The sequence below is a fragment of the Peptoniphilus raoultii genome (assembly GCF_900099555.1).
Taxonomy (GTDB): domain Bacteria; phylum Bacillota; class Clostridia; order Tissierellales; family Peptoniphilaceae; genus Peptoniphilus_A; species Peptoniphilus_A raoultii.
In genome coordinates, this window is sequence record NZ_FMWM01000002.1 from 1,550,376 (window position 1) to 1,572,579 (window position 22,204).

Here is a 22,204-nt window from a genome sequence, read left to right on the forward strand (position 1 = left end):
GGGTTTACCAACTAGCTTTTCTAACGCCAGGAATTTGTCCTTTGTAAGCCAGTTCTCTAAAACAAATTCTGCAAATTCCATATTTTTTAAGCACAGCATGAGGTCTTCCGCAAATTTTGCATCTTGTATATGCGCGAGTAGAATATTTTGCTTCCCTCTTTTGCTTTGCTATCATTGATTTCTTAGCCACAAAATTCCTCCATTTAATTAGTTCTTAGCAAAGGGCATTCCCATTTTTTCCAAGAATGCTTTTGCTTCTTCATCAGTATTTGCAGTAGTAACTATTACAACATTAAGTCCTCTGATTGCATCTACTTTATCATATTCAATTTCAGGGAAAATAAGTTGTTCCTTAAGTCCAAGGGCATAATTTCCTCTACCGTCAAAGGCTGTTGATTTAATTCCTCTAAAGTCTCTTACTCTTGGAAGGGCAACATTCATAAGTTTGTCAAGAAAATCGTACATTCTTTCTCCTCTTAATGTTACCTTAACACCAATTTTTTGACCTTCACGAAGTTTAAAATTTGCTATTGATTTTTTTGCTAATGTTACTATAGGTTTTTGACCTGCAATAACAGTTAAATCATTTACTGCGGATTCCAAGGCTTTTGGATTGTCTTTTGCTTCGCCAATACCAATGTTAATAATTACCTTTTCAAGACGCGGTACTTGCATTTTATTTGTGTATCCGAATTTGTCAACAAGGTAGCCCGTAACTTCTTTTTCATATTTTTCTTTTAATCTTGAAGTCATTTTTCTACCTCCTACTTAATTGTTTCATTATCAGATTTTTTAAATCTAACTTTTTTGCCGTTTTCAAATCTATATCCTAGTCTTGTTCCCTTGCCGCTTTTTTGATCATAATACATTACATTGGAAACATGAATAGGAGCTGCTTTCTTTTCTATTCCACCTGGTTTAGTTGGGCCTTGTGGTTTCATATGCTTAGTAACCATATTTACATTTTCAACAATAACCCTATTTTCTTTTGGGATTGTTTTTAAAACTTTACCAACCTTACCCTTATCTTTTCCAGCTATTATTTTTACTGTGTCATTGGTTTTAATTCTCATAAATGTACCTCCTATTAAAGCACTTCAGGTGCCAAAGAGATAATTTTCATGAAGTTACCTCTTCTAAGTTCTCTTGTTACAGGTCCAAAAATACGAGTTCCAACAGGGCTTCTATCGTCCTTAATAACTACTGCTGCATTATCGTCAAAGCTAATATATGATCCGTCTCTTCTCTTTAGTCCCTTTGATGTTCTTACTATAACAGCCTTAACAACGCTACCTTTTTTAACTACTCCGCCTGGTGTAGCTGTTTTTACAGAGCATACAACAATATCACCGATATTTGCAATTTTTCTATTTGTTCCGCCAAGCACCTTAATAACGGAAAGTTCTCTTGCACCTGAATTATCAGCAACATGTAATCTTGTTTCTTGTTGAATCATGTTAATCTCCTTTCAGTTATTATTTTGCTTTTTCTATAACTTCTACAAGTCTGAATCTCTTGTCCTTTGAAAGCGGTCTTGTTTCCATAATTCTTACTCTATCTCCAATACCACATTCGTTGTTTTCATCATGAGCCTTGTATTTTTTTGTGTTCTTATATCTCTTTTTATAAATTGGATGTGTTTTAAAAGATTCTACGGAAACTACAATTGTCTTTTCCATTTTATCGCTTGTTACAACACCCACTATGGTTTTTCTTTTATTTCTTTCCATCTTAGATTATCTCCTTTCCTTCTTGGAGTTGTCTTTCTCTAATGATAGTTTTTACTCTTGCAATATCTTTTTTAACCATTTTTATGCTTTGTGGATTATCAAGTTGGCCGGTTGCAAGTCTAAATCTCAAGTTGAAAAGTTCGCTTTTTAGATCGTCTGCCTTCTTTTGTAAATCTTCACTTGACATTTGGCGAATTTCTTTAACCTTCATTTGATTCACCATCCTCTTTCTTCACAAACTTTGTTTTAATTGGAAGTTTCATTGATGCAAGTCTCATTGCTTCTCTTGCTATTTCTTCAGAAACACCACTCATTTCAAATAGGACCCTTCCAGGTTTAACCACTGCCACCCAGTAAGAAGGAGCTCCCTTACCTGAACCCATACGTGTTTCAGCCGGTTTTTCAGATACCGGTTTGTCCGGGAATATTTTAATCCAAATATTTCCACCTCTACGAATATATCTAGTCATGGCACGACGTGCCGCTTCTATTTGATTTGATGTTATCCATGCCGGTTCTAATGCTTTAATACCGAAATCTCCATAGGAAATTGTATTGCCTCTTTGTGCCTTACCTTTCATTCTGCCCCTATGAACTCTACGATATTTAACTCTTTTAGGCATTAACATAAATTATCCTCCTCTCAGTACTAGGATTTTTTATTAGTTTCTCTAGCTTTGTCCTTGTTAAAATCTCTATTATTGTTATTGTTTCTTCTGTTGTTGGAATTTTTCTTTCCGTCTTTGTTGTCACGTCTTCTACGTTTTTTGTTATCTCTGTCTTTACCTTTTCCAGAATAATCTCTTCTCTTTCTGTCATCTTTAAGTTCAGGAAGAACTTCACCCTTATAAAGCCAGACTTTTACGCCAAGTTTTCCATAGGTTGTATCAGCTTCGCTAAAACCATAATCAATGTCAGCTCTTAAAGTTTGAAGAGGAATTGTCCCTTCAGAATAACCTTCAGTTCTTGCCATGTCAGCTCCACCTAAACGTCCAGCAACGGCAGTTTTTATTCCTAAAACTCCTGCTCTCATTGTTCTTTGAATAGCTTGTTTCATAGCACGTCTAAAAGAAACACGTCTTTCAAGAGCTTCTGCAATTGATTCAGCAACTAATTGTGCATCAACATCAGGATTTTTGATTTCTTCAACATTTAAAACAATAGTCTTTCCTGTTTTTGTTTCAATTTCTTTTCTAAGTTCTTCAACTCCTGCACCACCACGTCCAATTACTACGCCAGGTTTTGCAGTATAAATTGAAACCTTAACTCTATTTGCAGCTCTTTCTATTTCAACTTTTGAAATTCCTGCTGAATATAATTTTTTCTTTATAAATTTACGAATTTCATTATCTTCAATTAAAAGATCAGAAAAGTTCTTTTTATTGGCATACCATTTGGAATCCCAGTTTTTTATTACTCCAACACGAAGACCATGTGGATTTACTTTTTGGCCCATTGTCTACCTCCTTACTCTTTTTCCGCTACTACAACGCCAATATGACTGGATCTCTTTAAAATCGGGTAAGCCATTCCCTTAGCCTTAGGACGGAATCTTTTCATTGTAGGTCCGTCGTTAGCATAAGCCTTTTTAACATAAAGATCTCCTCTATCTAAGTTCAAGTTGTTTTCAGCATTAGCCACAGCGGAATGTAGCACTTTATATAGCTCATGAGCTCCTCTTTTATTAGTGAATTTTAAAATAGAAAGGGCTTCGTCAACTTGTTTGCCGCGAATTTCATCGCATATATAATTCACCTTTAGAGGTGAAATTCTAACGTATTTAGCAATTGCTTTTGCTTCCATTATTTACCCCCTATTATTTAGTAGATGTTGTACTTTCACTTTTTCCGCCATGACCCCTAAAAGTTCTTGTCGGAACAAATTCGCCTAGTTTATGTCCTACCATATCTTCAGTAATATAAACGGGCACGTGCTTTCTTCCATCGTGAACTGCTATAGTATGTGAAACAAATTCCGGGAAAATTGTTGATCTACGTGACCAAGTCTTTATTACTTTCTTTTCATTTTTTTCATTTAATTCATCTATTTTCTTTAATAGATGTTCATCTGCAAATGGTCCTTTTTTCAGTGATCTACTCATTTAAACCCTCCATTACTTTGTTCTTCTTCTTACAATATACATATCGCTCTTTTTGTTTCTCTTTCTAGTTTTAAGTCCAAGAGCTTTTTTACCCCAAGGTGTCATTGGTGATGGTCTACCTACTGGTGCTCTACCTTCACCACCGCCATGTGGGTGATCTACCGGGTTCATCGCCGAACCTCTAACATGAGGTCTAATTCCTAAATATCTCTTACGTCCAGCTTTACCAAGAGTGATGAGTTCGTGGGAAATATTTCCTACTTGACCGATTGTTGCCTTACAATTTGGACTAACATATCTAAATTCTCCTGAAGGAAGTCTTAACTGTACATATTTTCCTTCCTTTGCCATTAATTGTGCTTCTCCGCCGGCGCTTCTAACCATTTGTCCGCCACGGCCTGGTGTCAATTCAATATTGTGAATTGTTGTACCAACTGGAATGTCCTTAAGTCTTAGGGCATTACCAATTTTAATGTCGGCTTCTGCTCCACTTTCAACAACATCCCCAACTTTTAAGCCTAATGGTTGAATAATATATCTTTTTTCTCCATCTGCATAGTTAAGAAGTGCTATATATGCTGATCTGTAAGGATCATATTCAATTGCTGCAACTCTTGCAGGTATATTGTCCTTATCTCTTTTAAAATCTATTATTCTATATTTTCTCTTAACTCCACCGCCTCTGTGTCTTGAAGTTATTCTGCCGTGAGCATTACGTCCAGCAGTCTTTTTAAGTGACACTAAAAGACTTTTTTCTGGACTTGTTTTTGTAATTTCTTCAAATGTAGAAACAGTCATTTGTCTGCGGGAGGGAGTTGTAGCTTTAAATCCTCTAATTGCCATAATTTACCTCCTCTTACATTGATTCAAAAAATTCAATAGTATCTGAATCATCAGTAAGTTTAACTATTGCTTTTTTCCATGAAGGACGTCTACCCATATGGGCTCCTTGCCTTTTTAATTTTCCTTGCATATTAATTGTGTTTACTCTAGCAACTTTTACATTAAAAATCTTTTCAATAGCTTCTTTTATTTCACGTTTTGTTGCTCTCTTGTCAACTTCAAAAGTATATTTCTTTTCTTCCATTTGAGCCATACTTTTTTCAGTAACAATTGGTCTTCTAATAATATCGTACATATTCATTAGTTAAACACCTCCTCAAGGGTGTCTATTGCATCCTTTGTAATGATTAGACTATTATATTTTAAAAGATCATAGACATTAATGTCTTTTACATAAGAAGTCTTTACATTTGCAATATTTCTTGCTGATTTAACAATATTTTCATCATTGTCATTAATAACAACAAGTGCTTTTCTATCAGCCTTAATAGCTTTTAAGATATTAGCAAAAGTCTTTGTTTTAATTTCATTCATTTCTAATTTATCTAAAACAATAATTTCATTGTCCTTTAATTTAGAAGTTAAAACCGATTTTAAAGCAAGTCTTCTAACTTTCTTTGGAGTAGTGTAAGAATAATCTCTAGGTTTTTTAGCAAATACAACTCCGCCGCCTCTCCATTGAGGTGATCTAATAGATCCTTGTCTTGCTCTGCCAGTTCCCTTTTGTCTCCAAGGTTTCTTTCCGCCTCCACGCACTTCTGCACGTGTTTTAGCGCTGTGAGTTCCTTGCCTTCTATTAGCTAAAATATTTTTAACTACTAGATAAACAACATGTTCATTAACATCAACGCCAAAAATTTGATCAGAAAGCTCAATTTCATTAACGGGATTTCCCTCTATATTTATCATTTGAATCTTAGACATTTTAAACCCCCTTACGCTCTCTTAACAGTGCTTTTTAGGATAACTTTTGATTTTTTATTTCCAGGAATAGCACCCTTAACTAAAATCAAATTTTTTCCAGCATCTATTCTAACAATTTCAAGATTTTGTACAGTAACTCTTTCGTTACCCATCTTGCCTGCCATTCTGTGATTCTTAAATACCTTTCCGGGATATGATGCCGCACCCATACCGCCAGGCATTCTGTGGAATTTAGAACCGTGAGTTTCTCTACCACGGCCAAAGCCATGACGCTTAATGATACCAGCGGTTCCTTTACCCTTAGAAGTTCCAGTAACATCAATGTGTTCTCCAACTTCAAAGATATCTGCCTTAATTTCATCGCCTAGATTATACTCTTCAGCATTATCAACGCGAACTTCGGATAAATACTTTTTGTATTCAACCCCTGCCTTATCAAAGTGTCCTTTAGTAGGCTTATTAACCTTTTTTTCCTTAAGAGAGCCAGCTCCTAATTGAATAGCATTATAGCCATCAGATTCTAGGCTCTTTTTTTGTACTACAACATTTGGTTCAACTTCAATAACAGTGACAGGAGTAACAGTTCCGTTTTCGTCAAAAATTTGTGTCATACCAATTTTACGACCAATTAAATATTTCATGTTTACCTCCTATTTTTTACAGCGGACTATTCCTAGTCATATAAAGCAAAGTCTTATAGTTTGATTTCTATATCAACGCCTGCTGGCAAATTGAGTTTCATTAAAGAATCTACAGTTTTTTGAGTAGGATTAATGATATCAATAAGACGTTTGTGAGTTCTTTGCTCAAATTGTTCTCTCGAATCCTTGTACTTATGAACAGCTCTTAAGATAGTAATAATTTCTCTTTCAGTTGGAAGAGGAATTGGACCTGAAACAACAGCACCTGTTTGCTTAGCTGCTTCAGCTATTCTCGTTGCTGAATTGTCAAGTAATTCATGATCATAAGCTTTTAGCTTAATTCTAATTTTTTGTTTTGCATTGTTTGACATATTTACCTCCTTGGCATAATGCGAAGGGGATCGATACACGCAGCCTAGTGTTTTATATGGCCGCATTAGAAAATATCCCCGCCGGAATCTAGTCCGACTTCTCCATTATAATTACCTCAGCCGCCTTTTCCGTGCGAATGAGCAACTTATAATTTCATCGCAGCAAATTTTCATGCCTAAATATTATATAGGATAGAAAGCCGAATGTAAAGACGTTTTTTAAGATTTTCTTATATTTTTTGTAAAAATTCTATGGAGGTTTTTTATAGGATTTTATAAATTAAGTTTTTCCTTTATATTTTTTACTAAATAATTTATTTATAAACTTCTCACATTAATGAGCAATATTTTTGTCTAATAGAAAAAGCTTTTGATTTGTTATATAATTAGAATAAATATAAAGGAGAGGTGTTTATGAAAATTTTAGTATGCTTAAAACTTGTTCCTAATGTAAGGGAGGCAAAAATAGATCCTGTTACAAATAATTTGGACCGCTCATCTATGAGGATGGTTGTAAATCCATCTGACCTTTGCGGTCTTAAGTTTGCCTTAAATATTAAGGATGCTTTAGATGATACAGAAATTTCTGTCTTAAGTATGGGAACAATGGCTGCCGAAAAATTTTTGCGTGATGCAATTCAAATGGGCGCTGACAAAGCCTATTTATTATCTGATATGGCCTTTAAGGGTTCAGACACTTTGGCAACTTCCTATTCCCTTTCCCGTGCCATAAAATCTTTGGGGGATTTTGATTTAATTATAACGGGTGACTCAACTTTAGATGGGGATACTGGTCAAGTCGGCCCTGAACTTTCTAAATTTTTAGACTTTAATCTATTGTCTTTTATTAAGGATATAAAATATGAAGATGAATCTTTTATTGTGACAAGAATCTCTAATGATAGAGAGGAAGAAGTTAGGGCAAAAGCTCCCTTACTTGTAACTGCTCTAAAGGATTCAGTACCAAGACCTTCAAAATTTTCTCGTGGTCGTGAAGAAATTGCCCAAGAGGCTGAAATAAAAATTTTGTCTTCAGAAAACGTGGACTTTGATGAGGATAGAATTGGTCAAAAGGGTTCACCTACCATAGTAAAAGAAGTTTTTCCACCTGTTCATAATGAGCCTGGACAATTTATTGAAGGTAGTATTGACGAAAAAGTTAAGGGACTTATTGATATATTAAGAGAAAGAAAGGTAATAGAATAATGGCAAATAATATTTGGGTTTTTATTGAAGAAGAAAAAAATGACTTGTCAGAGCTTTCTAAGGAAATAATGAATAAGGCAAGAAAAATTGCAGATGATTTGAAAAAAGATTTGACAGCTGTAATTTTCGGGCCAAAAAAGGATGAAATTTGCCAAAAGTCAATTTTTTATGGAGCTAACAAGGTTTTATATGTAAATAATAAAAATTTGGAAATTTATAGGACTCTTCCCTATGAAGAGGCCCTAAATAAATTAATAGATAAATATAAGCCCCATTTAATTTTATTTTCAGCTACTTTTAATAGCAGAGAGCTGGCCGCAAGAATTTGTGCAGGAAGAAAAATAGGTCTTGTTGCTGAATGTTCAGACCTTGATATAGACGAGGGCGACATAAAATTTATAAGGCCAACTTTTGACGGCAAATTATATTCTGACATAAGAATAACAACAAGCCCCCTTATGGCAACAATAGGAGGAAGGGCCTTCCTACCTGCTAAAGAAAATGATAATTTAAGGGGAGCAGTTATTAAAGAGGATTTGGAAATTTCCGATGATTTAATAGTAAGCGAAATTTTAAATTCCAAGGAGCTTTTAAATAAGATTAAGGATATAAGCAAGGCAAAAATTATTGTGGCTGGAGGTATGGGTATAGGCGAAAGCAAAAATTGGCATTTAATTGAAGAGTTTGCAGATGCAGTTGGAGGTCATGTTGCAGCATCGAAACCGGTTTGCGATTTGGGCATCTGCCCCAGCGACTATCAAATTGGAGTAAGCGGAAATATTGTTAAGCCAGACATTTATTTTGCAATTGGAATTTCCGGAGCCATTCAGCATTTAAATGGTATGAAAAATTCAAAACTTATAATTGCCATTAATAATGACCCTAAGGCACCAATATTACAAGTTTCCCACTACTGTATTGTGGCAGACCTCTTTGAAATACTTCCAAAACTTACAGAAAAACTTAAAAATAAATAAATATGCAAAAATAAAGAGTAGTCATTTTAAAGTGACTACTCTTTTTTGATTTAAAAATTTTTACTTAACTTCTACAGTTGCTCCAACTTCTTCAAGTTTAGCTTTGATTTCGTTAGCTTCGTCAGCGCTTACGCCTTCTTTAACAGCTTTTGGTGTTCCGTCAACAAGTGCCTTTGCATCTTTAAGTCCAAGTCCAGTAAGATCTTTAACTACTTTAATAACTTTTACTTTTTCTTGACCAGCTTCTGTTAAAACTACATCAAATTCAGTTTTTTCTTCTGCTGCTGCAGCTGGTGCTGCTCCTGCTGCTGCTGGTGCTGCTGCAACTGCCATTGGAGCTGCTGCTGATACTCCGAATTCTTCTTCAAGAGCCTTTACTACTTCTGATAATTCTAAAACTGTAAGTTCTTTAATTTCTTCTATAAGTTTTTCTGTTCTTTCTGACATTTTATTTCCTCCTAATTAATTATTAAGCTGCTTCTTCGCTTTTCTTTTCTCCAATAGCATTTAAAACTATTGCAAGTGATCTTATCGTTCCGTTTAATACATTTGCAAGTCCTTGAATTGGTGCATTTAAGCCACCAAGAACTTGAGCTATTAATACTTCCTTAGACGGTAATTTTGCTAAAGCATCCACTTCTGGAATTGATAAAATTTTTCCGTCTACTATTCCTGATTTGATTTCAAGTTCTGCATGATCTTTTGCATATTCAGTTGCAATTTTTGCAGCACTTGCAGGATCTGCCATACCCATAGCTATGGCTGAAGGTCCTTTAAGAATTTCATCAAGGCCATCGTAACCAAGTTCTTTAAAGGCAAGTCTCATCATAGTATTTTTATATACCTTATATTCAACTTCCGCATCCCTAAATTTATTTCTAAGTTCAGTAGCTTCTTCAACGTTAAGACCTCTGTAGTTTAAAAATACAATTGATTGTGCCCTTTCTATCTTCTCTTTAATTTCAGAAACAACGGCTTCTTTGGCTTTAAGTTTTTCTTCTTTCACCTTCTCACCTCCATAAAAAAATCTCACACCGCTATGTGAGACTTGAAAATTATAACATCGAATTCTCAAACCTCGGTAGGATATTAAGACAAAGTCACCTACTGTCTGCGGCTAACATTTCATATTATATAGACTCTTAATATAATTGTCAAATATTTTTTCAAATTTTTTTATCTATTTTACGTCTACCTTTTATTAAAAATAATTGACAATGAATCTGCAAGATAATATTTTATAATATGTTATTACAATTAGGAGGACATACGCATGAAAAATCTTAAAACTAAAGACTTAGTTTTATGTGCTTTATTTATAGCACTAATAGCAGTAGGAGCATTTATTAAAATACCCATTCCCCTTGTTCCCTTCACAATGCAATTTTTATTTACTATGCTTGCAGGGCTACTACTCTGGCCAGAACTTGGTTTTATTTCCGTAACTTGTTACATAATTATTGGCCTAATTGGACTTCCAATTTTTACTGAAGGCGGCGGAATCGCTTATATTTTTAAGCCAAGTTTTGGTTACATAATTGGTTTTGCCTTTGGTGCTTATGTTACTGGTAAGATTGCATACAGTGGTGACAAGCCAAATATTAAGAAATTATTAATCGCAAATTTTTCTGGACTTTTAATTGTTTATCTCTTTGGGATGGTTTACTACTATTTAATCAGTAATTTCTATTTGAATTCACCAATTGGGGTCTGGACTCTTCTTTTATACTGCTTTATCTTAGCAGTCCCCGGAGATATTTTATTGTGTTTTATTGGAGCTTTTTTAGGAAAAAGACTAATCCCCGTTTTAAAGAAAAGTTATTATTAGGAGTGATATTTTGAGTAAAAGTATTTTTATTACAGGTACAGGTACCGATATTGGAAAGACATATATTGCAGCTTTAATAGTTAAAAAATTGAAAGAATACGGCTTTAAATCAGCTTATTATAAGGCTGCAATGAGTGGAAATATAAAAAATGAAAATGGCAAATTAATTCCAGGAGATGCTAAGTTTGTAAAAGACATGGCAGAAATTGAACAATCTCTCGATGAAATGTGCCCTTATGTATACGAAAGAGCAGTTTCACCACATCTTGCTTCTAAAATCGAGGGAAATCCCGTTGATTTAAAAGTTGCAAAAGAAAATTATGAAAGTATAAAAGATAAATATGATTATATTACGCTTGAAGGATCCGGTGGAATTTTATGTCCGCTTAGATTTGGTGATAAGAAAATTTTCTTAGAAGATTTTATAAAAGCATGCAAATTATCTTCAATTTTAGTGGCTGATACGGGTCTTGGAACTATTAATGACATAGCCTTAACTGCATTTTATATGAAAGAAAAAGGCCTTAATTTAAAGGCAATTATTTTTAATAATTATATCGAAGGCGATATTATGCAAGAAGATAATATCAAAATGTGTGAATACCTTACTGGATTAAAAGTAATTGCTTGTGTTAAAAAGGGCGACACAGACATAGATATTTCAAAAGAATTATTTGAATCTTTATACGAATAGGAGTGAAAAAATGATTTGGTATCCATATGAACAGCTGAAAACAATGAAAAAACCTATTAAGGTTATTGATGCAGAAGGAGTTTATTTATACACTAAAGACAAGAAACTAATTGATTCTGTGTCTTCATGGTGGAGTGTAATTTACGGTTACAAAAATAAAGAATTAAACGAAGCTATCAAAAACCAAGTGGATAATTTTTCACATATTATGCTTGGAGGATTGACTCATGAGCCAGTGGAAAAACTTTCAAATAAGTTGAAGGAATTTCTTCCAGGAGATTTAGACTATCCTTTCTTCTCCGATTCTGGATCAGTTGCAGTTGAAGTTGCTCTTAAAATGGCTCTTCAATTTTATGTAAATCAAGGAATTAATGACAGAACTATGATTTTATCTCTTACTAATTCTTATCATGGAGATACTTTCAAAACAATGGAAGTTGGCGATGACGAAGACTACCACTTTGTCCTTAATGCCTATGGCGAAAGCCCTTATGTAGTTCATGTCCCAACAGAAACCTCTCTATTAGAAGAAGCATTTGAAAAATATGGATATAAACTAAATTCTTTTATTGTTGAGCCACTTCTACAAGGTGCTGGCGGAATGAGAATGTATGATATTTCTTTCTTAAAAAGAGCAAGAGAACTTTGTGATGAGTACAATGTGCTATTAATCTTCGATGAAGTTGCAACTGGATTCGGAAAAACCGGTCACAGATTTGTAGCCGATGTTGTTCTTCCAGATATTCTTGTTCTTGGAAAGGCACTTACTGCAGGATATATTGGACATGCTACAACCGTTGCAAATAAAAAAGTTTTCGATGCTTTTTATGATGATGATCCTAATCACGCATTTATGCACGGACCAACTTTTATGGGCAATCCTCTAGCTTGTTCAGTATCTCTTAAAGCTCTTGAAATTTTTGAAATAAATAATTATATGGATAAGGTTAAGCATATTGAAGAAGTTGAAAGAGAAGAAATGGAAGGTTTCTCTGACGATAGGATTGAGGAAATTAGAATAATGGGAAATGTGTGCTGTATCGAAGTTAAAGATTCAAAAACTCTTAATGGTTATCAAGACTTTGCCTATGAAAGAGGAATTTTTGCAAGACCCTTTATTAAATACATTTATTCCATGGTTCCTTATGTAATAGAATATGATGAGCTTACAAAAGTTCTTGGAACTATGAAAGAATGGTTTGCTAATTAAATAATTTATAAGATCCATTTATGGTTTAATAAGGGATACTCATAGGGCACAGGCAGTGCCCTTTTTTAATTTCTATTTATTTTTATATCCTTATAGAAAAGTCCATCGCCATTACAATAAAATAAAATTCTTCTCACTCTATTTATTTTAAATCTAGCTTGAGGATCTTGCTGTGGATAAAGCTTTTCTATTTCAATCTTTCCATCTGATACTGCAGCTATAAAAGAGATGTAGTGATTTTTTCTCATCTCATTTTCAATTCTCACATAATATTCATCTTCTATCTTCTCAATTTGAATTTTGTGTCCTTCATCTACCTCTTCAGCTAATTCAGGTTCAAGTTTTATTCCGTGACAGCGAACGTCTACATCCCCAATAGAATGAATTACATTTCCACAAACTGAACAGACATAAAAATTAGACTTCATCATATTTGTAGCTCTATTTGTATTGTTTACTGCAACTCCCGAATAAGCTCTGATATAGAAATTGAAAAAACCTTAGCTATTGATTCAAGCAGTGCAATATCTGTATAGCCTTGTCCTCTTTCCCATTTAGAAACTGTTTTATCACTCACACTTAAATTTTCAGCTAATTCTTTTTGAGTCATTTTACTTTTCTCTCTAAGTTCTTTTATCATAAGACCTGTGAGATATTGATTCATATTTAACACCTCTTTTTTATTATACCTCGCATTAAAATTTTTAATACCTACTAAGAGTAAAGTTAAAAATTATCTATAATTTAATTGGAAAGTATCCCTTTTATTTTTATATGCAAAGTCTTTAAAATAATAAAAAAGCCCCTGAATTTCAGGGACTCTTAAACTATTTAATTATTTTTAACCATTTTTCTTCAATTCCAGCACCCTCAATTCTTTCATATTCATGAGTATGAGATGCTTCAATAATTTCGTAATATGCCCAGTGATTTTTATCTAAATCTATAAATTTTGCAATTCGGACATCCTTTAGGCCTCTTTCTCTTACCATTCTGTCAAAAAGTTTATTTAGTATTGTTACTGTTTCTGCTCTTGTTATTTCCTTATCTGGTCTGAATGTGTTGTCTGGATAGCCTGTTATTCTTTTGTTGGCAAAGGCCTGTTCAATAGCATCTTTGTATTTATAGCCTTCAATATCTGTAAAACTTGTTTTTGCACTATTTTTTGCATCGACATGAGAAATTAATTTTGCCAGTTCTCCTCTTGTAATATTTTCATCAGGTCTAAAGTTTTCTCCTTCTTTTTCTTCTAAAATTCCTTCCTTAAATGCCACTTCAATAAATGGTCTGTACCATGAATTTTCTAAAACATCTTTATAGATTTTCTTATAATCATTTTGTAGAGGAATTTGATAGCCTTTTAATCTAACAAGCATAGTAACAGCCTCTGCTCTTTTTATATTTCCATCAGCTTTTACTCTTAAATCAGGATATCCTGACAAATACTCTATGTGGGTTTGAGCCTTTTCTGGCAATTTTGCAACAACAGGATAGGTCTTTGTGTATTCATGTTCTTTAAATTCTATTTTAGGAATTGGTTCTGGCTTTGGTTCTTCTTTCTTTTCCCATTGAGCGATGAATTTATGATGGTCTATTACTTTGTAATCATCGTTAGGTTTATATACCGAACCTTTCCAATATAAAAATTTATATCCTTCTCTTGTTGGCGCTTCTATTATTTTGATTACTTTATTAATTTCATATTCATATGATTTAATGGTTTTACCATCAGAAAACTTTCCACCATTTGCATCATAAGTTATAATTCTCATTTCATTTTTGTAATTTATATCATAATTATTTAAAAGACTTTCTACTTGCAATATTTCATGTTTTACATCGGATTTATTACTAAATTTTAAGTTAGTAAAATCTTTATAATTTTTAGGTGGGACAAAAAGTCCTTCTGCAGATTTATTATTTAAAAATAGTGTTGTTTCGTCTATATTTAAATTTTTATATGCCTTGTTATCTTTTATTTCATATTTATACTCATAGGGTATTGTGTAAATAGCGCCGCCTTGTCCAACTTTAACTTCATTTTTTTCAAACTTTGTACTATTAGAAATATCTACTGATATATTTGCTTTAAGACTCGTTATTTTACCGTCTTTATCTCTATTGACACCATTAATACTTATGGCTCCTCCTGAACCATATGCACCATTTTCTATAAATTCCGAACCAGTTATTGTCGTTTTATTATCCATTACATATAGTGCTCCTCCACATCCTGACTCATGAGGATTTTTTTGATCATCTTGTGAATGTACATCAGCATAATTTTTTATAAATTTAGCACTACTTATTTCTGTTGGAAAAGCCGTGAAAACTCCTGCACCTAAAAACGCCTTGTTTTCTTCAAATGTTGAAAATGCTATTTTTATTTTACAATCCTTAACATCTCCCGAAACAGCACTTGAAATTCCTGCTCCATAGGCAGCTTCATTTTTCTTAAAATTTGATTTCTCAACATCTAGTTTTGAATTAACATTTACATAGATCCCTCCACCAAATTTAGACGAATTTTCAGTAAAAGTAGAATTTAAGACCTTGTTTTCATTGCTATTATTATCTTTAATAAAGATAGCACCGCCGCCAGATTCTGCAAAGTTATTTGAAAAATTTGAACTTTCTACATTTAGCTTACCAGAATTATATATTGCTCCTCCTTGTTTAGTAGCTTCATTGCTTTCAAATGTACTATTTTCTTTAATTACTAACTCTCCACCATATTCTATGATAGCTCCACCATATTGTGCAACATTTCTGGTAAAAGAGGTCTCTTTAATTTCAACATTTTTCATAACACCTATAGCTCCACCGCTAGAAGCTTTATTTTCCTCAAAGAAACAACTTTCTATAGAAAGTGACCCATAAGCAAAGATTGCACCACCAATACTATCTGCTAAATTGTTTTTAAAGGTAACATTTTTTAAATTGACTGTGCAATCAGAACCTGAGCAAATTGCACCTCCATATTTTTCTGTAATATTGTTTTCAAAATAAGAATCGTTAATCGTTAAAGTCGCATTGTCTGTTGCATAAATACCAGACCCAATAGATTGAACGCCATTAAATTTGGTCCGGTCGTATTTAGTTGCATTGACATTATTTTTTATAGTTGTGTTATTAAGTATAAGCTTACCGTTACCAGAGACAAAAATTGCGACATGATAGAAAGTATTCGGGTCATCATTTTTACAATTTTGAATTACACAATTATTTAGAGTAAGAATCCCTTTTTGGTCTTCATTTGGCATCACAGAAAATGCCGATCCCTGTTTATTTCCGTCTATTACAATATTTTCTACCATTAACTTGGAATTAACATAAAGTACATTCTTCCACTTATTAATGGTAATTTTTTTTTGTTGATTATCCGAAGACTTTAAAGTAATAAATGTCCTATTGACCGTTGCCACTCCACTGTCTTTCCCTATATCAAAGTCTTTCGTTTGCAATACAGTAATTTTTGTTTCCTCAGGTTGTTTTTCTGCCTCAAGAATTGCATCATTTAAATGATCAAATCGACCAATTTCTGTATTGTCGTCATCTTTTATAACTATAAAAGTCTTTTCCTCAGACAATTTTTGAGGATTGCCCAAAAAGTTTTGTATTTTCTGCCCATTTCTATGTTCTAAAGTTTCTTCTAAACCTTTTTTATCCGGTGGTTTGTTCTCAGGGATATTTGTTATACCCCCCCCCAGTTGATTTTCTTCAGTTACTTGTCCTGAAATTTCTTCAGCAAAGGTTTTCTGGCCTATAAAAATAAATCCACAAGATATTATAAGCACCATTGTCAAAATTTTCGCTAAATATCTTTTCATATCCTCCTCCAAAAGTTTATTATATATTTATATTTATTATAACCTTTTTTTACAGAGGAAATCAACTGAAAATTGCTGTGTTCAATAATAAGTAACTATATGTATCTAATTTTCCACAATAAAAAGTGCAAATAGAATATTACTTCCACTTACACTTTTATGGTACTAAAAAAGAGCCGGAAAATTCGGCTCTTTGGTGTTTTATTTGGCCATTAATTTTTCACCATTTAATCTGATTCCAGGTCCCATTGTTGTTGAAATTGTTACAGATTTTAGGTAACGACCTTTAGCAGCTGCTGGTTTTGCTTTTATGACTGCATCTGATAAAGTGTCAAAATTTTCTCTTAATTTTTCTTGTCCAAAAGAAACTTTTCCAATAGGTACGTTAATTATAGCAGCTTTATCTACCCTATATTCAACCTTACCTGCTTTAGTTTCGCTTACTGCTGCTGCAACATCAAAAGTAACTGTTCCTGATTTTGGGTTTGGCATTAGGCCCTTAGGTCCTAAAACTCTACCGATTTTTCCAACTACTCCCATCATATCAGGTGTGGCAATTACAACGTTAAAATCAAACCAGTTTTCAGTTCTAATTTTTTCAACTAATTCTTCGCCGCCTACATAGTCTGCTCCTGCTTCTTCTGCTTCTTTAATTTTATCACCCTTTGCAAGAACTAAAACTTTAATGGATTTTCCCGTTCCATTTGGAAGTACAACAGTTCCTCTAACTTGTTGGTCAGCATGTCTTGGATCAACGCCAAGTCTCATAGCTAATTCAACTGTTTCATCAAATTTTGCTTTTGCTGTTTGTAAAACAAGTTCAATTGCTTCATCAACATCATAAAGCTTTTCCTTGTTTATTAATTTAACAGCTTCTAAATATTTTTTTCCTCTTTTTGGCATTCTTTACCTCCTTGTGGTACTTACGACCTTCGTCTCCCACTACGCTTCTACTTCAATACCCATGCTTCTTGCAGTTCCTTTTACCATTGACATAGCTGCTTCAAGGGATGCTGCATTAAGATCTGGCATTTTTACTTTTGCAATTTCTTCAACTTGTGCTTTTGTTAGCTTACCAACTTTTTTCTTGTTTGGTTCGCCACTTGCACTTTGAAGTCCAAGAGCTTTTTTAATTAAAACTGCTGCTGGTGGTGTCTTTGTTATAAACGAAAATGATCTGTCTTGATATACAGTTAAGACTACTGGAATAATCATTCCTGCTTGGTCAGCTGTTTTTGCGTTAAATTCTTTTGTAAATTGCATAATATTTACACCATGAGGTCCAAGTGCTGTACCTACTGGTGGTGCCGGTGTTGCTTTTCCTGCTGGAATTTGTAATTTTACTAATGCTATGACTTTCTTTGCCATTATTTCCTCCTTGTGGTATTTCGGGTTTACCCTCCCACTATTTTCTTAAATTAAGCTTTAATAATTTGATTGAAATCTAATTCTACTAAGGTATCTCTACCAAACATTGATATAGTTACTTTGACTTTTCCTTTTTCATAATTAAAGGAATCAATTGTCCCAACTAATTCCTCAAAGGGACCATTAATAACTCTTACCCTTTCGCCTATTTCATAGTTACCAAATAATTCTTTATTATCTGTAACGCCAAGCAATAATACTTCTTCATCGGTTAGGGGAACGGGTTTTGAAGCAGGACCAACAAATCCTGTTACTCCTCTTGTATTTCTTACAAGGTACCAAGTTTCGTCATTCATAATCATTTTAACAAGTACATAGGATGGGAACATCTTTCTTTCTTTTGCCTTAGAAACTCCGTCCTTTGACTCTACATATGATTCCATGGGAACTCTAATATCTTGTATTAAATCTTCCATACCTCTATTTGTTACCATTGCATCCATATTATCCTTAACCTTATTTTCGTAACCTGAATAAGTGTGGATAACATACCATTTTGCAGCGTCTTTGTTTACTTCTCTTTCATCCACTTGAACACTTCCTATCAATAAATAGGTTTTAATAGAAATACTAATAATCTATCGTATAGGGAAAGTAAAAGTGCACATGCTATTGATGCTGCAATTACAATTAAAGAATATTGTATAATTTGTTTTTTAGTAGGCCATACTACCTTTTTAAATTCAGATTTCACGCCTCTAAAATATTTACCAAAACCGCCTTTTTTTTCTTCGGTTTTTGCTCCTTGTTTAGTTGCCATAAATCCTCCTTACTTAGTTTCCTTATGAAGGGTATGAGTTTTACAAAACTTACAATATTTTTTTAATTCCAATCTTTGTGTAGTTTTTTTCTTGTTTTTGTATGTCACATAATTTCTATTTTTGCAATCTGGACATTCAAGAACTACTCTATCGGCCATAAAAACACCTCCTGATGTCAAAAAAAAGAGCCGCCATTTGGCTCCTTAAATTTTTACTAATATAATCTACCATAAAATCAAGTATTTGTAAAGATTTTTTTATATTTTAATGATTCCCTTAACATAGTCAAGAAAATATTTTATGAAGGGAATATTTCCATAAAGTCTTGAAACTGTATTTAATTTTTCATAAAAATTAACAGTATATTTTACATTCCTAATTGATTTGGCAACAAGACCATAAAGATATTCTGTTATAAATTGAAATTGCCAGGGGAAAAGATCCTTAACCTCATCTATAAAAAAGTTTGTAGATAGGCCTAATTTTTCAAAAAATTCATAATTATAGGCTAGGATTGCATTGTCTAAATAGACAAAATCTCCCCTCCTCCTATTTTTGTATTCTCTTTCGCAAATTGTAAAAGGATTTTGAAGTTCATAGTCCCTAAAAAAATTAAAAAGTTCTAAAAGATAAATATCTTCCTTAAATCTTATTAAAATTTTAAGGGCAGGATAAATCCTATTTTTTAGGGTATCAAAGTCGACTTTTGGAAAACCCAAGTCCTTAATATCGCTTGTGCCTACAAGAACATTGAAAAATCTGTCCCTTTCATTTAAAAGTTCGTAAAGGCTCATGGATTCGTAGGCCTTGATTTTTAAAAACAAAAGGTATTCATTAATTAGATTTTCTATGCCTTCATCTTCACCTTTTATGTCAGTGCAAAGAGCACGTCTGACTAAGGCCTTAAAAGAATAGACATCTGTTTTTTTGCCACCCGTCCTATAATTTTCCAAGACTTTTTCCATGGTTTTTACTAATTTTTCCTTAAATGAATGAGTTTTATAGGTCTTATCCTTGAAAGTTTCCCTATAAATATTTACAAGTTCCATAAAATCTAAATTATCAAGCCTTAGATTTTTGTAGTCAATATAGGAAAGGCCCTTTAATTTTTCTGATAAAAGAGAATTTTTTTGATTTAAATTTACAAGCCTTCTAAAATCTTCATTATTTAAGGCACATGAATCTATTATTAAATTTTTATTTTCAACATAAATTAAAAAATCTAGGGGTCCTATTTGTATAAATGAGGACGCCTCTAAAATATTATTTTTATAAGTAAAGAAAAACATATTAACTCCACAATAATTATACTGTTTTTAAATGGATATTTTTTAATAAATTACTTAAATATGCTTAAATTTCTAACTTTCATCCCAAAATTTTTTAAAAAGTATATCCATTTGTCTATTATCTTCTATGTCATTTATGATCCATGATTTGGGAAGAAGATCAGAATAATTTTTAAGGGAAAATCTCTTGTCAATTAAAAGTAAGGCTCCCTTGTCATCTTCACTTCTTATTACCCTGCCTGCAGATTGGGAAACCTTATTTATGGCCGGGTAGATATAGGCAAATTCATAACCCATGTGAATTTTATTTTGAAAATGGGATTTTAAAATATCTCTTTCATAGGAAATTTGCGGTATACCAAGGGTAATAATTGCTGCTCCAATAAGCCTTTTGCCAACAAGGTCAATCCCTTCAGAAAAAACTCCTCCCATAACGGCAAAGGCCCTAATATTTTCGTGAAATTTAAAATTATCCAAAAATTCTTCCCTATTTTTTTCTGTCATATCCCTTTTCTGGATAATTGTCCCTTGGTCAAAGACCTTATAAATTTCATAAACTGACTCCATAAAGGCATAGGAGGGGAAAAAGAAAATATAATTTCCCTTGACTTCTGAAAATTTAAGAAGTCTTTTTACAATTGTATCAATTGAATTAAGTCTATCTTTATAGGTGGTTGAAATATTTTTATCCCTTAACACTAGAAAATTCCCCGGATCAAAAGGAGATTTTATCCTATAAAAATAAGAATCTTTATTTGCCCCTAAAAGGTGACCATAATATTTTAGAGGGCTTAAGGTTGCAGAAAAAAATGATGAAGAAGAGGCTCTATTTAAAAGATTTTTGAAAATTTCCCTAGTGTCAAGGCAAAGAAGTTTAATTTCATTTTCATCCTTTAGGGAAACAAAATCTCCATTATAGTATTCCATAATTTTATTGTAGTGAAAAATTTCAAAATATATTTCTAAAATGTCCTCATAATTTTCGTCTTCCTTGTATTTAATTAAAAATTCATTCATAGAATAGATGAGTTTTTCAGCTGCTTCATTAAATTCATTAAAGGGCTTATAGGAATAAAATTTTTTTGACCCTAGCTTTTGAAATTCTTTTATTGTTTTGTCTAAGGCCCTTTTAATTTTTTTAAGAGATTGAGGAATTTTATCTTCTAGAAATAAAAGATTATTTAGAGAAAGAGAGGCAGAATACATGGTCCTTGCCCTTTCAGGAAGATTGTGGGCTTCATCAATTAAAAGGACATAGGATTCAAGAGATGAATCAAAAAATCTTTTTAAATAAACATTGGGATCAAAGGCATAATTATAGTCGCAAATGATAAAATCTGAAAAGTTTGCAAGGTCAAGTTCAAATTCAAAGGGACATACTAGATGCATTCTTGCAAATTTTTCTATATTTTCTTTTCTAAAGTCATCAAGAGAATCAAATATATCAACTATGGCATTGTTGACCCTATCAAAGTGACCCTTGGCATAGGGACAGTCCTTTGGATTGCAGGATACTTTTTCATTTATACAGATTTTATCCTTGGCAGTAAGGCTTAGGGATTTTATCCTAAGGCCCCTGTCCATTAATTTAAAAATAGCCGTTTCCCCAGAAATTTTTCCTGTAGACCTTGCAACTAAATAAAAAACCTTGTCAATCCCCTCTTCCGACAAGGATTTAAGGGATGGAAAAATGGCAGACATTGTCTTCCCAATACCCGTTGGAGCTTCCAAAAAAATTTTATTTCGCTCCATTATATTTCTATAGATGGCAACGGCCATTTCCCTTTGACCTTTCCTATATTTTTTAAAGGGAAATCTTGCCTCCTTTAAAGATTTATTTCTAATTTTTTGCCATTCAATAAGTCTTTTTGAAAATTCCAAATATCCATAAATAACTTCATTTGCAAAATCTGAAAGCTCCTCAAAGGAAAAGCTATGGACAATTTTTTTACTTTCTTCAGATTCTAGCTGAAAATAAGTTAGGCGGACATCAATTTCATCTAAATTTTTATTTTTTGCGTAAATATAGGCATAAAATTTTGCCTGTGCCCAATGAAGAATATTTGAATTATAGGAAAGCTCGTCTAAATCCCTTGTCGTGGACTTAATTTCGTCAACTAAATATTTACCATCTTCAAATCCAATTCCGTCTGCCCTACCTTCAACTGTAATTTTTACTCCCTCTATTTCAAAAACTTCTTTAAGGAAAACTTCTCTTTGGTAGGAAGAACTGTAGAGGGCCTGCATTTTTTGATGGGCATAAATACCCTGAAGGGCCCTTGCATTTGAATAAAAACCTCTGTCTATATCGCCGCTTCTCTTCACAAATTCTATTAAATTTCTAACAGAAATTCTTATCTCTTCCATAAAA

The 22,204-nt window shown here is 32.9% G+C and carries 32 protein-coding genes and 1 other annotated feature; of the genes, 5 read left to right on the forward strand and 27 right to left on the reverse strand.

What is annotated here, in order from left to right:
- Positions 1 to 4: 4 nt before the first annotated feature.
- From BQ4446_RS07640 to rpsJ, 15 genes are read right to left on the reverse strand one after another with little or no spacing between them, the layout of a single operon-like run.
- On the reverse strand, positions 5 to 190 hold the full coding sequence (locus tag BQ4446_RS07640) for a type Z 30S ribosomal protein S14 (protein ID WP_071028087.1): 186 nt from the start codon (positions 188 to 190) through the stop codon (positions 5 to 7).
- Between the two features lie 17 nt (positions 191 to 207).
- Positions 208 to 753 carry a 50S ribosomal protein L5 gene (rplE, locus tag BQ4446_RS07645; RefSeq protein ID WP_071028088.1) on the reverse strand — a complete coding sequence of 182 codons (546 nt, stop codon included), beginning with the start codon at positions 751 to 753 and terminating at the stop codon, positions 208 to 210.
- 11 nt (positions 754 to 764) lie between these two features.
- Positions 765 to 1,073 (reverse strand): 50S ribosomal protein L24, encoded by a 309-nt coding sequence (rplX, locus tag BQ4446_RS07650; protein ID WP_071028090.1) that lies wholly within the window; start codon positions 1,071 to 1,073, stop codon positions 765 to 767.
- Between the two features lie 14 nt (positions 1,074 to 1,087).
- Positions 1,088 to 1,456, reverse strand: coding sequence for a 50S ribosomal protein L14 (gene rplN / locus BQ4446_RS07655; RefSeq protein ID WP_071028091.1), 369 nt, complete (start codon positions 1,454 to 1,456; stop codon positions 1,088 to 1,090).
- Positions 1,457 to 1,475: 19 nt separating this feature from the next.
- Positions 1,476 to 1,730: a 30S ribosomal protein S17 gene (gene rpsQ, locus BQ4446_RS07660; RefSeq protein WP_071028094.1), complete on the reverse strand. Its 255-nt coding sequence runs from the start codon at positions 1,728 to 1,730 to the stop codon at positions 1,476 to 1,478.
- 1 nt (position 1,731) lies between these two features.
- The gene (rpmC, locus tag BQ4446_RS07665; protein WP_071028095.1) at positions 1,732 to 1,941 is read right to left on the reverse strand and encodes a 50S ribosomal protein L29; all 210 of its coding nucleotides are present in this window, start codon (positions 1,939 to 1,941) and stop codon (positions 1,732 to 1,734) included.
- Positions 1,931 to 2,359 carry a 50S ribosomal protein L16 gene (gene rplP, locus BQ4446_RS07670; protein ID WP_071028097.1) on the reverse strand — a complete coding sequence of 143 codons (429 nt, stop codon included), beginning with the start codon at positions 2,357 to 2,359 and terminating at the stop codon, positions 1,931 to 1,933. The genes rpmC and rplP overlap by 11 nt, the downstream gene beginning before the upstream one ends.
- A 20-nt stretch (positions 2,360 to 2,379) precedes the next feature.
- Positions 2,380 to 3,186 carry a 30S ribosomal protein S3 gene (gene rpsC / locus BQ4446_RS07675; RefSeq protein ID WP_071028099.1) on the reverse strand — a complete coding sequence of 269 codons (807 nt, stop codon included), beginning with the start codon at positions 3,184 to 3,186 and terminating at the stop codon, positions 2,380 to 2,382.
- An 11-nt stretch (positions 3,187 to 3,197) separates the two neighbouring features.
- A complete protein-coding gene (rplV, locus tag BQ4446_RS07680; protein ID WP_071028101.1) occupies positions 3,198 to 3,533 on the reverse strand; it encodes a 50S ribosomal protein L22 in 336 nt (111 codons plus the stop codon).
- A 13-nt stretch (positions 3,534 to 3,546) separates the two neighbouring features.
- Entirely contained in the window at positions 3,547 to 3,831 is a 285-nt protein-coding gene (rpsS, locus tag BQ4446_RS07685) for a 30S ribosomal protein S19 (protein ID WP_071028103.1), read from the reverse strand.
- Positions 3,832 to 3,843: 12 nt separating this feature from the next.
- Positions 3,844 to 4,674 (reverse strand): 50S ribosomal protein L2, encoded by an 831-nt coding sequence (rplB, locus tag BQ4446_RS07690; RefSeq protein WP_071028105.1) that lies wholly within the window; start codon positions 4,672 to 4,674, stop codon positions 3,844 to 3,846.
- 13 nt (positions 4,675 to 4,687) lie between these two features.
- Entirely contained in the window at positions 4,688 to 4,975 is a 288-nt protein-coding gene (rplW, locus tag BQ4446_RS07695) for a 50S ribosomal protein L23 (RefSeq protein ID WP_071028107.1), read from the reverse strand.
- Positions 4,975 to 5,598, reverse strand: a complete 624-nt coding sequence (rplD, locus tag BQ4446_RS07700; protein WP_071028109.1) for a 50S ribosomal protein L4 — start codon at positions 5,596 to 5,598, stop codon at positions 4,975 to 4,977. Before rplD ends, rplW begins: the two co-directional genes overlap by 1 nt.
- 11 nt (positions 5,599 to 5,609) lie before the next feature.
- Entirely contained in the window at positions 5,610 to 6,239 is a 630-nt protein-coding gene (gene rplC / locus BQ4446_RS07705) for a 50S ribosomal protein L3 (protein ID WP_071028110.1), read from the reverse strand.
- A 53-nt stretch (positions 6,240 to 6,292) separates the two neighbouring features.
- Positions 6,293 to 6,610, reverse strand: coding sequence for a 30S ribosomal protein S10 (rpsJ, locus tag BQ4446_RS07710; protein WP_071028112.1), 318 nt, complete (start codon positions 6,608 to 6,610; stop codon positions 6,293 to 6,295).
- A gap of 414 nt (positions 6,611 to 7,024) precedes the next feature.
- Between rpsJ and BQ4446_RS07715 the strand changes: the two genes are divergently transcribed.
- Together BQ4446_RS07715 and BQ4446_RS07720 are read left to right on the forward strand one after the other, a co-directional pair.
- Positions 7,025 to 7,816 (forward strand): electron transfer flavoprotein subunit beta/FixA family protein, encoded by a 792-nt coding sequence (locus tag BQ4446_RS07715; protein ID WP_071028114.1) that lies wholly within the window; start codon positions 7,025 to 7,027, stop codon positions 7,814 to 7,816.
- A complete protein-coding gene (locus BQ4446_RS07720) occupies positions 7,816 to 8,793 on the forward strand; it encodes an electron transfer flavoprotein subunit alpha/FixB family protein (protein ID WP_071028116.1) in 978 nt (325 codons plus the stop codon). The genes BQ4446_RS07715 and BQ4446_RS07720 overlap by 1 nt, the downstream gene beginning before the upstream one ends.
- Positions 8,794 to 8,853: 60 nt before the next feature.
- Here BQ4446_RS07720 and rplL read toward each other — a convergent pair whose 3' ends face one another.
- Both rplL and rplJ read right to left on the reverse strand, forming a co-directional pair.
- A complete protein-coding gene (gene rplL / locus BQ4446_RS07725) occupies positions 8,854 to 9,240 on the reverse strand; it encodes a 50S ribosomal protein L7/L12 (RefSeq protein ID WP_071028118.1) in 387 nt (128 codons plus the stop codon).
- A gap of 22 nt (positions 9,241 to 9,262) precedes the next feature.
- Complete coding sequence (gene rplJ / locus BQ4446_RS07730; protein WP_071028121.1) at positions 9,263 to 9,799, reverse strand: 50S ribosomal protein L10; 537 nt, start codon at positions 9,797 to 9,799, stop codon at positions 9,263 to 9,265.
- Positions 9,800 to 9,805: 6 nt separating this feature from the next.
- Positions 9,806 to 9,928: a sequence feature (ribosomal protein L10 leader region), on the reverse strand.
- A gap of 138 nt (positions 9,929 to 10,066) precedes the next feature.
- Between rplJ and BQ4446_RS07735 the strand changes: the two genes are divergently transcribed.
- The 3 genes from BQ4446_RS07735 to bioA are packed head-to-tail and all read left to right on the forward strand — an operon-like array spanning position 10,067 to position 12,525.
- A complete protein-coding gene (locus BQ4446_RS07735) occupies positions 10,067 to 10,621 on the forward strand; it encodes a biotin transporter BioY (protein WP_071028122.1) in 555 nt (184 codons plus the stop codon).
- A 10-nt stretch (positions 10,622 to 10,631) separates the two neighbouring features.
- Complete coding sequence (gene bioD, locus BQ4446_RS07740; RefSeq protein ID WP_071028124.1) at positions 10,632 to 11,315, forward strand: dethiobiotin synthase; 684 nt, start codon at positions 10,632 to 10,634, stop codon at positions 11,313 to 11,315.
- 10 nt (positions 11,316 to 11,325) lie between these two features.
- On the forward strand, positions 11,326 to 12,525 hold the full coding sequence (gene bioA / locus BQ4446_RS07745; protein ID WP_071028126.1) for an adenosylmethionine--8-amino-7-oxononanoate transaminase: 1,200 nt from the start codon (positions 11,326 to 11,328) through the stop codon (positions 12,523 to 12,525).
- 65 nt (positions 12,526 to 12,590) lie between these two features.
- Here bioA and BQ4446_RS08495 read toward each other — a convergent pair whose 3' ends face one another.
- The 10 genes from BQ4446_RS08495 to BQ4446_RS07790 form a co-directional block, all read right to left on the reverse strand.
- Positions 12,591 to 12,956 carry a hypothetical protein gene (locus tag BQ4446_RS08495; RefSeq protein WP_209019098.1) on the reverse strand — a complete coding sequence of 122 codons (366 nt, stop codon included), beginning with the start codon at positions 12,954 to 12,956 and terminating at the stop codon, positions 12,591 to 12,593.
- Positions 12,957 to 12,979: 23 nt separating this feature from the next.
- Positions 12,980 to 13,189 (reverse strand): helix-turn-helix domain-containing protein, encoded by a 210-nt coding sequence (locus tag BQ4446_RS08500; RefSeq protein WP_209019099.1) that lies wholly within the window; start codon positions 13,187 to 13,189, stop codon positions 12,980 to 12,982.
- Positions 13,190 to 13,352: 163 nt separating this feature from the next.
- The gene (locus BQ4446_RS08175; protein ID WP_083329063.1) at positions 13,353 to 16,355 is read right to left on the reverse strand and encodes an S-layer homology domain-containing protein; all 3,003 of its coding nucleotides are present in this window, start codon (positions 16,353 to 16,355) and stop codon (positions 13,353 to 13,355) included.
- Positions 16,356 to 16,556: 201 nt separating this feature from the next.
- Positions 16,557 to 17,258 carry a 50S ribosomal protein L1 gene (gene rplA, locus BQ4446_RS07760; RefSeq protein WP_071028128.1) on the reverse strand — a complete coding sequence of 234 codons (702 nt, stop codon included), beginning with the start codon at positions 17,256 to 17,258 and terminating at the stop codon, positions 16,557 to 16,559.
- Between the two features lie 39 nt (positions 17,259 to 17,297).
- The gene (rplK, locus tag BQ4446_RS07765) at positions 17,298 to 17,723 is read right to left on the reverse strand and encodes a 50S ribosomal protein L11 (RefSeq protein WP_071028130.1); all 426 of its coding nucleotides are present in this window, start codon (positions 17,721 to 17,723) and stop codon (positions 17,298 to 17,300) included.
- 50 nt (positions 17,724 to 17,773) lie between these two features.
- The gene (nusG, locus tag BQ4446_RS07770) at positions 17,774 to 18,313 is read right to left on the reverse strand and encodes a transcription termination/antitermination protein NusG (protein ID WP_071028132.1); all 540 of its coding nucleotides are present in this window, start codon (positions 18,311 to 18,313) and stop codon (positions 17,774 to 17,776) included.
- Between the two features lie 14 nt (positions 18,314 to 18,327).
- On the reverse strand, positions 18,328 to 18,543 hold the full coding sequence (gene secE, locus BQ4446_RS07775; protein ID WP_071028135.1) for a preprotein translocase subunit SecE: 216 nt from the start codon (positions 18,541 to 18,543) through the stop codon (positions 18,328 to 18,330).
- A 9-nt stretch (positions 18,544 to 18,552) separates the two neighbouring features.
- Positions 18,553 to 18,702 (reverse strand): 50S ribosomal protein L33, encoded by a 150-nt coding sequence (rpmG, locus tag BQ4446_RS07780; protein ID WP_071028139.1) that lies wholly within the window; start codon positions 18,700 to 18,702, stop codon positions 18,553 to 18,555.
- Between the two features lie 99 nt (positions 18,703 to 18,801).
- On the reverse strand, positions 18,802 to 19,833 hold the full coding sequence (locus tag BQ4446_RS07785; RefSeq protein WP_071028142.1) for a hypothetical protein: 1,032 nt from the start codon (positions 19,831 to 19,833) through the stop codon (positions 18,802 to 18,804).
- A gap of 72 nt (positions 19,834 to 19,905) precedes the next feature.
- The gene (locus BQ4446_RS07790) at positions 19,906 to 22,200 is read right to left on the reverse strand and encodes an ATP-dependent DNA helicase (RefSeq protein WP_071028144.1); all 2,295 of its coding nucleotides are present in this window, start codon (positions 22,198 to 22,200) and stop codon (positions 19,906 to 19,908) included.
- Positions 22,201 to 22,204: the final 4 nt, after the last annotated feature.